14 protein-coding genes are annotated in these 13,689 nt (G+C 67.7%); 8 read left to right on the top strand and 6 right to left on the bottom strand.

Annotated features, from left to right (window positions below; all coding sequences use genetic code 11):
- Positions 1 to 152: 152 nt before the first annotated feature.
- From ACEN8G_RS00875 to ACEN8G_RS00850, 6 genes are all read right to left on the bottom strand, one after another.
- Positions 153 to 560, bottom strand: a complete 408-nt coding sequence (locus tag ACEN8G_RS00875; protein WP_413419085.1) for a hypothetical protein — start codon at positions 558 to 560, stop codon at positions 153 to 155.
- A gap of 71 nt (positions 561 to 631) precedes the next feature.
- On the bottom strand, positions 632 to 1,558 hold the full coding sequence (locus tag ACEN8G_RS00870) for an Hsp33 family molecular chaperone HslO (RefSeq protein WP_413419087.1): 927 nt from the start codon (positions 1,556 to 1,558) through the stop codon (positions 632 to 634).
- 101 nt (positions 1,559 to 1,659) lie between these two features.
- A complete protein-coding gene (locus ACEN8G_RS00865) occupies positions 1,660 to 2,085 on the bottom strand; it encodes a hypothetical protein (RefSeq protein WP_413419089.1) in 426 nt (141 codons plus the stop codon).
- Positions 2,086 to 2,095: 10 nt separating this feature from the next.
- Complete coding sequence (argF, locus tag ACEN8G_RS00860; RefSeq protein WP_413419091.1) at positions 2,096 to 3,013, bottom strand: ornithine carbamoyltransferase; 918 nt, start codon at positions 3,011 to 3,013, stop codon at positions 2,096 to 2,098.
- A gap of 147 nt (positions 3,014 to 3,160) precedes the next feature.
- Positions 3,161 to 4,357, bottom strand: coding sequence for an aspartate aminotransferase family protein (locus ACEN8G_RS00855; protein WP_413419393.1), 1,197 nt, complete (start codon positions 4,355 to 4,357; stop codon positions 3,161 to 3,163).
- Between the two features lie 327 nt (positions 4,358 to 4,684).
- A complete protein-coding gene (locus tag ACEN8G_RS00850) occupies positions 4,685 to 5,524 on the bottom strand; it encodes an ABC transporter permease (RefSeq protein WP_413419109.1) in 840 nt (279 codons plus the stop codon).
- Positions 5,525 to 5,579: 55 nt separating this feature from the next.
- On the opposite strand from ACEN8G_RS00850, the gene ACEN8G_RS00845 reads away from it, so the two are divergent.
- The 8 genes from ACEN8G_RS00845 to ACEN8G_RS00810 all read left to right on the top strand — a co-directional run bounded on the left by ACEN8G_RS00845 (position 5,580) and on the right by ACEN8G_RS00810 (position 13,612).
- A complete protein-coding gene (locus tag ACEN8G_RS00845) occupies positions 5,580 to 6,248 on the top strand; it encodes a GcrA family cell cycle regulator (protein WP_413419111.1) in 669 nt (222 codons plus the stop codon).
- 91 nt (positions 6,249 to 6,339) lie between these two features.
- A complete protein-coding gene (locus ACEN8G_RS00840; protein ID WP_413419113.1) occupies positions 6,340 to 6,654 on the top strand; it encodes a hypothetical protein in 315 nt (104 codons plus the stop codon).
- An 8-nt stretch (positions 6,655 to 6,662) separates the two neighbouring features.
- Positions 6,663 to 7,052: a hypothetical protein gene (locus tag ACEN8G_RS00835; protein ID WP_413419115.1), complete on the top strand. Its 390-nt coding sequence runs from the start codon at positions 6,663 to 6,665 to the stop codon at positions 7,050 to 7,052.
- An 81-nt stretch (positions 7,053 to 7,133) separates the two neighbouring features.
- Entirely contained in the window at positions 7,134 to 7,448 is a 315-nt protein-coding gene (locus ACEN8G_RS00830; RefSeq protein WP_413419117.1) for a hypothetical protein, read from the top strand.
- On the top strand, positions 7,445 to 8,971 hold the full coding sequence (locus tag ACEN8G_RS00825) for a methyl-accepting chemotaxis protein (RefSeq protein WP_413419119.1): 1,527 nt from the start codon (positions 7,445 to 7,447) through the stop codon (positions 8,969 to 8,971). The genes ACEN8G_RS00830 and ACEN8G_RS00825 overlap by 4 nt, the downstream gene beginning before the upstream one ends.
- 213 nt (positions 8,972 to 9,184) lie before the next feature.
- Complete coding sequence (parE, locus tag ACEN8G_RS00820; protein ID WP_413417937.1) at positions 9,185 to 11,167, top strand: DNA topoisomerase IV subunit B; 1,983 nt, start codon at positions 9,185 to 9,187, stop codon at positions 11,165 to 11,167.
- Positions 11,164 to 12,378 carry a hypothetical protein gene (locus tag ACEN8G_RS00815; RefSeq protein WP_413417939.1) on the top strand — a complete coding sequence of 405 codons (1,215 nt, stop codon included), beginning with the start codon at positions 11,164 to 11,166 and terminating at the stop codon, positions 12,376 to 12,378. The genes parE and ACEN8G_RS00815 overlap by 4 nt, the downstream gene beginning before the upstream one ends.
- Before the next feature lie 7 nt (positions 12,379 to 12,385).
- Positions 12,386 to 13,612, top strand: coding sequence for a hypothetical protein (locus ACEN8G_RS00810; RefSeq protein WP_413417941.1), 1,227 nt, complete (start codon positions 12,386 to 12,388; stop codon positions 13,610 to 13,612).
- Positions 13,613 to 13,689: the final 77 nt, after the last annotated feature.

The raw sequence follows: 13,689 nt of genomic DNA, 5'->3' as shown, positions 1-13,689 counted from the left end.
GCAAGGCAAAATGGACCACGTAAGCCGCAGATGCAAAATGGGCCGCTCGGAAGCGGCCCAGTTGTTGGGAAAACCCATGCCAGAGAGGAAAGTGCTCACTAGGAGCAACGCCACGGTAGCCCAGCAGCGATGAAATAAGGGTTAAGCCCCGTTCAGCTGCAGGTGCCGACCTTGCGCGCCTCATATTCCTGGTCGAAAGGCGACCCGTCGAGCACGCCCTGGGTGTCGATCCGAACGAGCCGCGGCGTCTCCACGGTGATCGTGGTGCGACCCAGGCCATGGCCGGCACAGGTATAGCGGATCGTCGAGGCGCGCTGGTCCTGCGCGACGACGAACTGCTCGCAGGGAATGGGGCCGTGGCCGAGCTGGATGAAGCTGTTCGGGCCGGTGAAGCAGATCTTGCGCTCGGTGCCCAGCTTCTCCTTGAGCAGCCACTGGCCGCGCTCGATCTGCGACAGCGCGGATTGCGTGCCGGAGCGCCGCGCCGAAGCCGGCCCGTCATTCACGAGAAACAGCGATGCGGCGGCAATTGCCACGCACATCATACGCCCGAACAACATGCGCAATGTCCTCCCGTCACGAACCCGAAGGTTCGCGCCCCTTGGCACCGATATGGCGCAAGGGGCGCGAATTACAACGCCGGCGGAACGAAATCCTCGAGCCGCACCGGGAATTTCTTCGAGCAGAAGGCACAGTCGACGCTGATCACGCCATGCTCGTCCGCCATCTCCGCCCGCTCCGCTTCGGGGAACTTGGCGAGCACTTCGGTGATGTAGCCCGGATCGCAGCGGCAGCCGCGCGACAGCTCCGCGCCGCTGAGGACGCGCACCTCTTCCTCCTCGTTGAACAGCCGCCAGATGAGCGATTCGAGCGGGATCGCCGCATCGGCGAGCTCGTCGACGCCCATGGTCGAGCCCAGCGCCTCGACATGCTGCCATTCGGGATGGTCGAGCCGCACGTGCAGCCGCTCGCGCCCCGCCTCGCCCTCCGGCAGATGCTGGAGGAACAGGCCGCCGCCAACCCACTTGCCGCTTTCCTTGTCGCGCTGGGCGCCCAGCCGCACCAGGCTGGGGATCTGCTCCGACTGGAGGAAATAGCTCTGCGCCGCCTCGCCCAGCGTGCCGGCGTCGAGCGGCACGATGCCCTGGTAGCGCTCCTTGGTGGTCACCTGGTCGAAGGTGATCGCCAGATGGCCCTTGTGGAACAGCGCGAACAGCGACGGATTCTTGCCGAGCTGCGACAGGCGCAGCGCGTCGAACTGCACATAGCCGCGCAGTTCGCCGTCCTTGTAGTCGCACACCAGCAGGCTGACGATGCCGCCCTGGCTCTGCGCCTGGAGCGTCATCTGCCCCTCGGCCTGCTTGAGCGTGGAGCCGAGCAGCGCGGTGAGGGTCAGCGCCTCGGCGAGCAGCCGCTCGATCTGCGGCGGATAGGCATGCGCCGACAGGATCTCGTCGAGCACCGGCCCCAGCCGCGCAACGCGGCCACGGGTGTGGCGACCGGGAATGGTGAAGCCGATCACGCGATCGAGATCGGTGGGGGGCACAGTGTTGGTCACGTCGATATCCTCGCTGCCCGGCGTTTAGGCCGGGATGCCGTTCGTGGCACTTATTTTCGGAAAGTTGCCGGCTATGTAGGGCGTCGCGGCCCCAAGACAACTCAGGCCGGCCGCGCGCGCGCCATGCACCACGACGCGAACCAGAGCAGCCATCCCGCAGCCAACGCGGAGAGGGCCGTCGAGAAGAGCGCCTCGACGATCCGTCCGGCCACCGCCACGAACGCGACAAAGCCCATGAGACTGCCATCGTCGGGAACGACCAGACGGGCCCAGTCCGCAAAACTCCCGAATGCGATGGCCGCGCCTATCCCGACCATGACGAGCCAGAGGGCAGAGCCCTGCAGCCCTGCGTGGGGACGCCGTCCGAGGCGCGCAACCATCGCCGCGTTTGCAGCGGCAATGAGCCGCGCGGCCAGATAGGGCATCCGATCGGCATAGCCGGCATCATCACGGGGTACGAACCAGAGCAGCGCGAGCAGCGCCGCCAGACCCAGGGCAACCAAGGCTGCGATACGGACCGGCGGCATGGCGCTCCCCTCAGATCTGCCCGAAGCACCACCTTAGCACGGCCTTCTGCGCGTGGAGACGGTTTTCCGCCTCCTGCCAGATCAGCGACTGCGGGCCGTCGATCACCGCGTCGACCACTTCCTCGCCGCGGTGGGCGGGCAGGCAGTGGAGGAAACGGGCATTCGGCTTGGCCGCGGCCATCAGCGCCTCGGTCACCTGGAAGGGCATCATCGCGGCGAGCTTGGTCTCGGCATGGGCCTGGCCCATCGAGATCCAGGTATCGGTGACGATGATGTCGGCGCCTTCCACTGCTTCCTGCGGCGTACCGACGACCTTCGCCCGGCCCTTGCCGCGGGCAAGGTCTTCGTCGCTCGGCTGGTACCCCTGCGGGCAAGCGGCGACCACGTCGAAGCCCATCAGCCCGCCGGCCTCCATGATCGAGGCGAGGACGTTGTTGCCGTCGCCCAGCCAGGCGACCTTGAGCCCCGGCAGGGTGAAGCCGGCCTCGAGGATCGTCTCCATGTCCGCCATGATCTGGCAAGGATGCGAGGCGTCGGTGAGGCCGTTGATCACCGGTACGCTGGCATATTTCGCCATGTCGACCACCTTCTGGTGATCGTCGGTGCGGATCATGATCGCGTCGCAATAGCCCGACAGGATGCGCGCGGTATCGGCGATCGTCTCGCCGCGGCCGAGCTGCATGCTGCCGGCGTCCATCACGATCGAGGTGCCGCCGAGCTGGCGGATCGCCATGTCGAACGAGACGCGGGTGCGCGTCGAGTTCTTCTCGAACACCATCGCGAGCACATGGCCGGCGAGCGGGGCATCGGCATCGACCCTGCCCTTGGTCCAGCCGGTACGGGCCTTTTTCCGCTCGATCGCATCGTCGAGCATCGCCTGGATGCCGGCGGTGCCGGCGTCGGACAGATCAAGGAAGTGGCGGGTCATCGAAAATCCTCCCTCGCGCAGCGGGGGAGGTGGCACGCGAAGCGTGACGGAGGGGGCATCGCCCCAAGCGTCACAGCTCGTGGAGGTGCCCCCTCCACCATGCTGCGCATGGTCCCCCTCCCCCACTTCGCGAGGGAGGAATTGAACTCAATCATCGCTCGGCGGGGCGAACGAACGCGCGCCTTCGCTCAGGCGCTCGATGCACTCTGCGATGTGATCCTCGTTGATCACCAGCGGCGGCAGCACACGGAACACGTTCTCGCCCGCCGCCACGGTGAGCAGCCCGTGATTGTCGCGCAGGTGCGCCACGAAGTCGCGGCTGACGACACTGTCCTTCATCTTGATGCCGAGCATCAGCCCCTTGCCGCGAATCTCCTCGAACAGGTGATCGTGGTTCGGGATCAGCTGCTCGAACGCCTGGCGCAGGCGCTCGCCCATCTTGACGACATGCGGCAGGAAATCGGGCTCGAGCATCACGTCGAGCACTGCCTGGCCGGCCGCCATGGCGAGCGGGTTGCCGCCATAGGTGGAGCCATGGGTGCCGATCACCATGCCCTTGGCCGCTTCCTCGGTCGCGAGGCAGGCGCCGAGCGGGAAGCCGCCGCCAATGCCCTTGGCGACGGTCATGATGTCCGGGGTGATGCCGTAATGCTCATAGGCCCACATCTTGCCGGTGCGGCCATAGCCGCACTGGATCTCGTCGAGGATGAGCAGCAGGCCATGCTCGTCGCACGCTTTGCGCAGGCCCTGGATGAACTCCGGGGTGCCGGCGGTCATGCCGCCCTCGCCCTGCACCGTCTCGACCAGGAAGCCCGCGGTCTCGCCGTCGATCTTGGCGAGCGCGCCTTCGAGGTCGTTGAACTTCACATAGTCGAAGCCCGGCAGCAGCGGTTCGAATCCGTCCCGCATCTTGGCCTGGTCCGTCGCCGAGATCGCGCCGATCGAACGGCCGTGGAAGGCGTTCTTGAAGGTGATCAGCTTGTGGCGCTGCGGATTGCCGTTGACGTAATGGTAGCGGCGCGCGGTCTTGATCGCGCACTCGATCGCCTCGACGCCGCTGTTCGTGAAGAACACCGTGTCGGCGAAGCTGACATCGATGATCCGCTGGGCCAGCGCCTCGCCCTGGGGCGAGCCGTAGAGGTTCGACACGTGCATCAGCGTGGCGACCTGGTCCTGCAGTACCTTGGTCAGATGCGGATGGCCATGGCCAAGCGCGTTGACCGCGATGCCCGCGGCGAAGTCCAGATATTGCTCGCCGCGCTCGCCATAAAGGTACACGCCCTCGCCTCGCACCGGCCGCACAGCGCACCGCGGGTAGACGGGCATGAGCGGGGTGATGGTCATGGGAACGTACTCCTTCAGGTAAAGCTCGGAAACGAGACTCCAGAAACGACAAAGGGCGGCCTGTCGGGACCGCCCGAGGCGGGTGTTTACGAGGGGTGCCCGGGAGAGGTCAATAATCGTTTCGGCGAGGGGCATGCCGGGGCGTTATCGAGCCTTCTACTCCCCTCCCTGCAAGGGAGGGGTTGGGGTGGGCTGCGCCTCCGGCCTTCCGGAGGCGCCCAGCGAGACGGCAGCCCTAAACAGAGAAGGCCGGGCATCGAGCCCGGCCTTCTATAACCCACCCCTGGCCCCTCCCTTGCAGGGAGGGGAATCTGCATGTCGGAAAGCCTAATTCTTGATCTTCCAGCCCTTGCGCAGCAGCGCGTAGCAGAGGAAGCCGAGCACCACGTCGAGCGCCAGGATCACCAGGCTGCCGATCAGGATCGGCGAATCGGCAACACCGAGGAAGCCGTAGCGGAAGCCCGAGATGATGTAGAAGAACGGGTTGGCATGGCTGACGATCTGGAAGGCCGGCGCGAGGCGCTCGACCGAATAGAAGGTACCCGACAGCAGTGCGAGCGGCGCGACGACGAAGTTGGTCACCGCGGCGCTGTGATCGAACTTCTCCGCCCAGATCGAAGTCAGCACACCGAGGAACGAGAGCAGCACCGAACCGAGCAGCCCGAACCACAGCACCGCCCAGGGCTGCACCGGCACCGCCGCGGTGCCGAGATAGAGCAGCATCGCCAGCCACACCGTGCCGCCGACCATGAAGGCACGCGTCACTGCCCCGCCGACCATCGCGGCAAGCAGCTCCGCGGTGGACAGCGGCGGCATCAGATAATCGACGATCGTGCCCTGGATCTTGCCGACGAGCAGCGAGAAGCTCGAATTGGCGAAGGCGTTGTTGAGCATGCCCATCACGACCAGGCCGGGCGCGATGAAGGCGGCGAACGGCACTTCCGTCCCGCCGAGATGCACCGCCCCGCGCGAGCCCAAAGCCGTGGTGAAGACCACCATCAGCAGGAGCTGCGAAATCGCCGGCGCCCATATCGTCTGGAGCTGCACCTTGAAGAAACGGCGCACCTCCTTGATATAGAGGGTGCGCAAACCTCCCCAGTTGACGTTGCGGATAACCGGAACGCCGGGCTCGGGGAGCTGTTGACCGAATTCAGGCTGGCTGCTCATCGCGCGATCGCGTAACCGCTGCACGTGCCGCCTGCAAGGTGAAGGAAGAGAAGTTTTGAGCTGGACCGAAGAGCGGATCGATACGCTGAAGAAGATGTGGGACAGCGGCCTGACCGCAACCCAGATCGCCGAGGAGCTGGGCGGGGTGAGTCGCAATGCCGTGATCGGCAAGGCGCACCGCCTGGGCCTGCCTGCGCGTCCGTCGCCGGTGAAGCCCAACGAGCCCAAGGCCGCTGCCGAGCCCAAGCCGGCCCCCGCGCCGCGCCCGACGCCCGCGCCGACCGCTTCGGCGGCGCCGGCCGCTGCCGCGCCGCGCGCGCCTGCACCCGCCCCCGAATCGGACGATGACGATACCGATGCACCCGCGCCCGCGCCCAAGCGCGAAGGCCCGGTGCTCCGCTCGGTCGGCCCCGGCGGCTTCGTGCGCCAGAATCCGGGCGAGCAGACCCCGCCGATCGCCCCGGCCCCGCCGCGCCGACTCGTCCCGGCCAAGCCGAGCGAGGCGATCGCCGGCAAGACCAGCCTGCTCGATCTCAACGACAAGATCTGCAAATGGCCGATCGGTCACCCGGGCGAGCCGGACTTCCACTTCTGCGGCGACAAGGTGAATCCCGGCTTCCCCTACTGCGTCGACCATTGCGGCCATGCCTATCAGGCCCAGCTGCCCCGCCGCGACCGCCGCCCGCCGCCGCCGCTGCCCTTTGGCGGCCCGCGCGTCCGCTGACTTTTCATCGGGCTGCGGAGCGATCCGCAGCCCGATTGTTTTGAGCCCTACACAGGCGTAGACTGGCGTCCGTCTCGCAAGGGGGCCGGCGATGGCATCTGCGGCTGGAAGCATAGGCGACTATCTGTTCGGGGCGGCATTCGATCATGCCGCGGCGATGGGCCGGCATTTCGGAGACGGCGCCGATGCCAGGCTGCGCGAGATGACCGCGCAGGCCGGTCGGGTCCTGACCGATGAACAGGCGTCCGACGCCGAGATTGAGGCCGCCCGCACGGCGCTGCTCGCGCTGCTCGACCATGCCGCCGAACTCGCCCGCGACCTGCCCGACTATCCCGACGACCTGCTCGGCGAACGCAGCTTCTATCCCGCGCTTTCCTGGTTCTGCCCCCGCCACCCCTTTTGCTGAGGCGCGGGATGGGCACCAGCATCGAAGGGTTCAAGGCCGCGATCGACATCGCCAAGCAGGTCATCGCGCTCTCGACCGGCGCCGTCGCCTTCACCGTGACCTTTCTCGACAAGTTCGTCAGCCGCCCCGCCGGGCAGGCCGCGGTGCTCCCGGCAAGCCTCTACGTCGCCTGGGTGCTGTTCGGCGCAGCGATCTTCTTCGCGATGTTCCAGCTGATGGGGATCACCGGATCGCTCGAGAGCATCGACCGCAAGGCCAATGGCTGGACGATGACCCCCGAGCAGGAAGCCGCAGCGAGCGGCGGCACCGCGCATCTGCGCTGGCCGGCGGTGCTGATGCTGTTCTTCTTCCTGGCGGCGGTGGCGGCGATGATCGTGGCGGGATTCGGCGCACGCTGAACCCGCGCTCACACGTATACGTAATTTACAGTAATGACGTGGTTTACGCGTTTATAACCTATGTAGCCCTAGACGGGCGTAATGAACCGTATTGGAGTAATCTTCGCCCGCCACGCTCTGGGTGCGCAACTCGCACTGGTCGCGGTGGCGCTCGTCTGCGCAGCCTTCTGGCCGCCCAGCCAGGGACGGATGCTCCTCGTTCCCCTGTTTCCCGGCAGCGCCAACCACATGCTCGCCGGCGCGATCGACGGTGGCGCGCAGCTGCTCGGCAGCGGCCCCTTCCCCGGCAGCTTCGTGATCAGCGGCGACCATCTCCCGGTCGCATCCGCGCTCAGCGGCCAGGCGATCCTGATCCTCGCCGCACCGCCCGCGCTGTGCGGAGGGCCGGCGGCATGAGCGAGATCGACCGCCTGCGCCGCCGCGGCGTGCAGACCCTGGTGATCGCCGGCTGGGTCACGGTGCTGGTGGTCTTCCTGCTCGGCCTGATGCTGCGGGGCAGCCAGCGCGAGTGGATCACCCTGCTGCTCGGCGCGGCCGCCAATATCGCGCCGACCATCGTCGCGCTGCGCCATCGCTATGATTCGTCCGCCCGGCTGATCGTCGGCACGCTCGCCGCGATCCATCCCGGCCTCGCCGTCTATGCGCTGTCCGGCCATCCCTGGCAGATGGACACGCACATGTATTTCTTCGTCGCGCTCTCGGCGCTGACGCTGCTCTACGACTGGAAGCCGATCGCGCTCGCCTGCGGGCTGATCGCCGCGCACCACATCATCTTCCAGCTCGCGCTGCCGGCCTGGGTGTTCGAGGGCGGCGGCGATTTCGGGCGGGTCGTGTTCCATGCCGTGGCGGTGCTGCTCCAGTTCGCGGTGCTCGCCTATCTCACCACCCAGCTCGTCCGCCTGATCGAGGCGCAAGCAGAAGCCCGCACCCAGAGCGAGCGCTTCGCCCTGGACGCGACCGCGCGCCGCGACGATGCCGAGGCTGCGCTGACCGCGGTGCGCGCCGCCGAATCGCGCGAACGCGCCGAGCGCGAGCGCCGCGAGGCGAGCGAGCGCGGTGCCGCAGCCGAGCGCCGCCGCGAGATGCTGGCGCTCGCGACGGCCTTCCAGGAATCGGTCGCCGAGACGGTGCGCGAAGTCACCCGCGCGGCGAGCGACCTCGACCGTTCGGCCCATTCGCTCAACACGCTTGCGCACCGCGCCAGCGGCGAGCTCGCCGCCACCGCGCGCATCGCGACCGAGGCCTCGGATACCGCGGGCGGGCTCGCGCACGGCGTGCAGCAGCTCACCGCCTCGATCATGGCAATCGCGTCGAGTGTCGACCAGCAGGCGACGCTGAGCGGCGCGGCGCGCGGCGTCTCGCGCTCGGGCGAGGATGCGGTGCGGGCGCTGGCCGAGCGGGCGAGCACGATCACCGTCTTCGCCGAATCGATCCAGGACATCGCCGCGCGCACCAATTTGCTCGCGCTCAACGCGACGATCGAGGCGGCGCGCGCCGGCGACATCGGCCGCGGCTTTGCGGTGGTCGCGCACGAAGTGAAGGCGCTCGCCAACCAGACCGGCCACGCCACCGAGGAGATCCGCACGCTGGCGGGTACCGTCCATGGCGGCGCCGAGCAGGCGCATGACGCGCTCGGCGAGATCGCCAGCACCGTCGCCGAGGTCGCCGCCGCGGCGGAGGCGATCCGCAACGAAGTCGATGGCCAGCGCTACGCCGCCGGCATGATCGAGGCCACCGCGCTCGACACCGCCGCCGGCGCCACGCGCATGGCCGAGCGGATCGGCGCGGTCGCCACCGTGGCGAGCGATACCGAGGCGCTGTCGGACAACGTCTCCAGCGCCGCGACCGGGCTGTCCGAGGCGGCACTCGCGCTCGAAGTGGCAACCGACCGGTTCATCGCCCAGCTGAAGGCGGCGTAACCAAATCAGATCCTCCCCGAGCTTGTCTCGGGGAGGGGGACCGCGACGCGAAGCGTCGTGGTGGAGGGGCCGCCGCGCAGACGGCGGTGTTCCACCGCCCGCCCCTCCACCACCGGCTTCGCCGGCGGTCCCCCTCCCCCAGCAAGCTGGGGGAGGAATTGGATGCCCCCGCATCCCTTGCACCCTTCCCCCCGCACCCCCTATACGTTCTCCATGGCTGCTGAAGACTTGTTTGCCGCGCCGGGCGTGCCCTCCGGCACCTATGACGCCTCCTCGATCGAAGTACTCGAAGGGCTGGAGCCGGTACGGCGCCGCCCTGGCATGTATATCGGCGGCACCGACGAGCGCGCGCTGCATCACCTTGCCGCAGAGATCCTCGACAATGCGATGGACGAAGCGGTGGCCGGCCATGCCAACCGCATCGAGGTGCTGCTCGAGGCGGGCAACCGCATCACCATCACCGACAATGGCCGCGGCATGCCGATCGATCCGCACCCGAAATTCCCCGACAAGTCGGCGCTCGAGGTGATTCTCTCGATGCTGCACTCGGGCGGCAAATTCTCGGGCAAGGCCTATGCCACGTCGGGCGGCCTGCACGGCGTCGGCATCTCGGTGGTCAACGCGCTGTCGATCGACACCACCGTGGAAGTCGCGCGCGACAAGCAGCTCTATCGCCAGCGCTTCAGCCAGGGAAAGACGCTCGGGCCGCTCGAGCATGTCGGCGGCACGCCCAACCGGCGCGGCACCTCGGTCAGCTTCATCCCCGATACCGAGATCTTCGGCGAGATGCTGTTCAAGCCGACCCGGCTCTACAAGCTGGTCCGCTCCAAGGCCTATCTCTTCGCCGGCGTCGAGATCCGCTGGAAGTGCGATGCCGAGCTGATCAGCGACGACACTCCGCCCGAGGCGGTGTTCCAGTTCCCCGGCGGCCTGGCCGATCACCTGAAGGAGCAGATCGGCGCGCGCGAATGCGCGACCGCCGATTTCTTCGCCGGGCGCCAGGACTTTCCGGGCGAGAATAACGGCCGGGTCGAATGGGCGGTGTCCTGGCCGCTGTGGAGCGACGGCTCGTACAGCTGGTATTGCAACACCATCCCGACCCCCGATGGCGGCACGCACGAGGCCGGCCTGCGCGGCGCGCTGACCAAGGGCATCCGCGCGTTCGGCGAGCTGATCGGCAACAAGAAGGCCAAGGACATCACCGCGGACGACGTGATGACCGGCAGCGAACTCATGCTGTCGGTGTTCATCCGCGAGCCGCAATTTCAGTCGCAGACCAAGGACCGGCTCACCTCGCCCGAGGCGACCGGCCTGGTCGAGAAGGCCGTGCGCGACCATTTCGACCATTTCCTCGCCGACAACATGGACCGCGGCAAGGCGCTGCTCGGCTATGTGCTCGAGCGGATGGACGACCGCCTGCGCCGCAAGCAGGAGCGCGAGGTCAAGCGCAAGACCGCGACCAGCGCCCGCAAGCTGCGCCTGCCCGGCAAGCTCACCGACTGCTCGGCCGACGATCCCGCCGGCACCGAGCTGTTCATCGTCGAGGGCGATTCGGCAGGCGGCAGCGCCAAGCAGGCGCGCGACCGCAAGACTCAGGCGATCCTGCCGATCCGCGGCAAGATTCTCAACGTCGCCAGCGCCACCTCGGCCAAGATCCTGGCCAACCAGGAAATCGCCGACCTGATCCTCGCCATGGGCTGCGGCACCCGCAAGGACTGCGATCCGTCGAATCTCCGCTACGAGCGGATCATAATCATGACCGACGCAGACGTGGACGGCGCCCACATCGCCACGCTGCTGATGACCTTCTTCTTCCAGGAAATGCCCGATCTGGTCCGCCAGGGGCATCTCTACCTTGCCCAGCCGCCGCTCTATCGCCTGACGGTGGGTTCGAAGAGTCTCTACGCCCGCGACGACGCGCACCGGCTGGAAATAGAACAGAACCAATTCAAGGGTAAGAAAGTCGAGGTCAGCCGTTTCAAGGGCCTTGGCGAGATGAATCCCAACCAGCTCAAGGAAACCACGATGGACCCCGCCACACGGGGTCTGCTGCGTATTACCCTGCCGCAAGAATATGAGGAGCGGGCGGGCGTCAAGGACTTGGTCGACCGGCTGATGGGGAACAATCCGGCCCACCGCTTCGCCTTCATCCAGGAGAATGCGGCACGGCTCGACGAGGAAGTCATCGACGCATGATGCCGTTGCGCGCCGCCGTGCTGGGAGGCGCGCTGCTGCTCGCCCCTGTCCTCGCCCAGGCGCAGGACAAGCAGGAATCCGACATCGTCGTCACCGGCACGCCGCTCGACGAGACCGACAAGGCCCTGCGCGACTGCCTGGCGCGGCATTGCCCGCCGGCGGAGGACATCAAGGCGACGCTGCGCCATTCGGAGAACCAGTTCCTCCATGGCGATTATCGCGGCTCGCTCGGCACGCTGCGCCAGTCGGGCGGGCGCAACCGCGAATATCGCAAGCAGGTCGGTCCCGAATTCGCCGACCTGATGCGCGCCACCGCGCTGGTCTCGCGCCATCTCGGCGAGGACCAGCTCTACCGGGTCAGCACCCTCTCCGCCCAGGAAGTGCTGGCCGACACGCTGCCGCCGAACGATCCCGCCCGGCTCACCTCGCAGCTCGAGATCGGCGACATGTACGGCCATGTCGGCCGCGTCGCCGAGGCCGAGAGCAATTACCGCGACGTGCTGGGCAAGGCCAAGGCCGCCGGGCTGGCCGATATCGCCGCCTCCGCCCGGCTGCGCATCGTCAATCTCTACATCCTGCTCGCCCAGTCGCCGGCGGCTGCCAGCACCTATCAGCGCAAGGCGCATGCGATCCTGGCGGACATGGCCGCGGACCCCGATCCGCGCGCGCAGCGCTTCCTGCTCGCCGGCAAGCTGATGGTCGCGCGCATCGCCGCCGACCGGGGCGACGAGAAGGAGCAGAACGAAGCGCTCGCCTATTACAAGGCGCACGCCACCACGCTCAATCCGGTGCTGATCTCGAGCAAGGCGGCGGACCTGCGCGAGGGCCGGCTTTCCGACACCACCTCGTTCAGCAAGAGCGTCAACGGCGCCGACAGCCGGGCGACCCAGCAGCTGGATGGCCAGTGGTTCGACGTATCCTTCTGGGTGAAGCCCGACGGCCGGGTCGAGAGCGTCGATGTGCTGCGCAAGAGCAAGCAGCTCGCCGGCCCCTGGGCAAAGGCGGTGCTCGATACGATCGCCTCGCGCCGCTACGCCCCCTTGCCGCTGCCGCCGCTCGATCCCGGCGTGCTGCGCATCGAGCGCTATACCTATACCTCCCCCTATCGGCGGATCACCGAAACGCGGATCATGCAGCACTCGCCGCATGGCCGGATCGAGATGATCGACCTGTCCAACGACGCCGGCGACCGGCCCAGGCCCGGCGGCTGAGACGGCGATGCCGCTGCTCCGCGCCGGCCTGCTGACGGGAGCGCTGCTCGTCCTGCCGGCTGCGCTCGGCGCGCAGCAGGCGGGGCAGGACAAGCCGAAGGGCGAGAGCGAGATCGTCGTTACCGCGCGGCCGCTCGCCGAGACCGAGAAAGCGCTGGCCGACTGCATCGCCCGCCCTTGCCCGCCGGCCGAGGACATCAAGGCGAGCCTGCGCCACGCCGAGAACCAGTTCCTCCACGGCGACTATTGGGCTGCACTCGGCACGCTGCGCCAGTCGGGCGGGCGCAACCGGCGCTATCGCGAGCAGGCCGGGCCCGAATTCGCCGACCTGATGCGCGCCACCGCGCTGGTCTCGCGCCATGTCGGCCTGGACGACATCTATCGCACCAGCACCCTCTCCGCCCAGGAGGTGCTGGCCGACACCCGCCCGCCGAATGATCCCGCGATTCTCACGGCCGAGCTGGAGACCGGCGACATGTACGGCCATCTCAGCCGCGCTGCCGAGGCCGAGAACAGCTATCGCTCGGTCCTCGGCACGGCGAAGAAAGCCGGTCTGCCCGACGTGGCGGCCTCTGCCCGGCTGCGCATCGTCAACCTCTATATCGCCAAGGCCGCGCGGCCGGCGGTCCAGGCTCTCTATCTCCGCAAGGCGCACGCGATCCTCGACGAGATGGCCGCCGATCCCGATCCGCGCGCGCAGCGCTTCCTGCTCGCCGGCAAGCTGATGGTCGCGCGCATCGCGGCGAACCGCGGCGACGAACGCGAGCTCGACGCGGCGCTGGCCTATTACCGGGCGCACGCCACCTCGCTCAATCCGGTGCTGATCACCGCCAAGGTTGTCGATCTACGCGAGAGCGGACTGGGCGATGGCGGCCTGGTCAACGCCGCCAACCGCTATCCCGCGCAGCTGATGGACGGCCAGTGGCTCGACGTCGCCTTCTGGGTGAAGCCCGACGGGCATGTCGACGACGTCGATATCCTGCGCAAGAGCAAGCGCCTCACCGGGCCGTGGAGCGCGGAAGTGCTCAAATCGGTGCGCGGCCGCCGCTATGCGCCGCTGCCGCTTCCGCCGCTCGACCCCGGCGTGCTGCGCATCGAGCGCTATACCTATACCGCGCCGTTCGAGCGGACGACCGGATCGAAGATCATGAAGCGATCGCCGCATGGCCGCATCGAGATCGTCGATCTCTCCAACGATGCAGGGGCGCCGCCGGCCGCCCGGCCGGCGGATTGAAGAAATGTTGATATCATAATTTATCGGCGGTATGACGGCCGCGCAACGAATCACGATGCCCGTCAAGGAGCCGCCTG

This window comes from Sphingomonas sp. Sphisp66 (assembly GCF_047324325.1).
In the GTDB taxonomy this organism is placed as follows: domain Bacteria; phylum Pseudomonadota; class Alphaproteobacteria; order Sphingomonadales; family Sphingomonadaceae; genus Sphingomonas.
Note: the sequence above shows the minus strand (reverse complement) of the source record. Positions and strands in the feature narration are given on the sequence as shown.

What these genes read in the sequence shown, in the direction of transcription:
- ACEN8G_RS00875 (WP_413419085.1), bottom strand. Translation starts at nt 560, where the DNA reads ATGTTGTTCGGGCGTATGATGTGCGTGGCAATTGCCGCCGCATCGCTG.
- ACEN8G_RS00865 (WP_413419089.1), bottom strand. Translation starts at nt 2,085, where the DNA reads ATGCCGCCGGTCCGTATCGCAGCCTTGGTTGCCCTGGGTCTGGCGGCG.
- argF (WP_413419091.1), bottom strand. Translation starts at nt 3,013, where the DNA reads ATGACCCGCCACTTCCTTGATCTGTCCGACGCCGGCACCGCCGGCATC.
- ACEN8G_RS00855 (WP_413419393.1), bottom strand. Translation starts at nt 4,357, where the DNA reads ATGACCATCACCCCGCTCATGCCCGTCTACCCGCGGTGCGCTGTGCGG.
- ACEN8G_RS00850 (WP_413419109.1), bottom strand. Translation starts at nt 5,524, where the DNA reads ATGAGCAGCCAGCCTGAATTCGGTCAACAGCTCCCCGAGCCCGGCGTT.
- ACEN8G_RS00840 (WP_413419113.1), top strand. Translation starts at nt 6,340, where the DNA reads ATGGCATCTGCGGCTGGAAGCATAGGCGACTATCTGTTCGGGGCGGCA.
- ACEN8G_RS00835 (WP_413419115.1), top strand. Translation starts at nt 6,663, where the DNA reads ATGGGCACCAGCATCGAAGGGTTCAAGGCCGCGATCGACATCGCCAAG.
- ACEN8G_RS00830 (WP_413419117.1), top strand. Translation starts at nt 7,134, where the DNA reads ATGAACCGTATTGGAGTAATCTTCGCCCGCCACGCTCTGGGTGCGCAA.
- ACEN8G_RS00825 (WP_413419119.1), top strand. Translation starts at nt 7,445, where the DNA reads ATGAGCGAGATCGACCGCCTGCGCCGCCGCGGCGTGCAGACCCTGGTG.
- parE (WP_413417937.1), top strand. Translation starts at nt 9,185, where the DNA reads ATGGCTGCTGAAGACTTGTTTGCCGCGCCGGGCGTGCCCTCCGGCACC.
- ACEN8G_RS00815 (WP_413417939.1), top strand. Translation starts at nt 11,164, where the DNA reads ATGATGCCGTTGCGCGCCGCCGTGCTGGGAGGCGCGCTGCTGCTCGCC.
- ACEN8G_RS00810 (WP_413417941.1), top strand. Translation starts at nt 12,386, where the DNA reads ATGCCGCTGCTCCGCGCCGGCCTGCTGACGGGAGCGCTGCTCGTCCTG.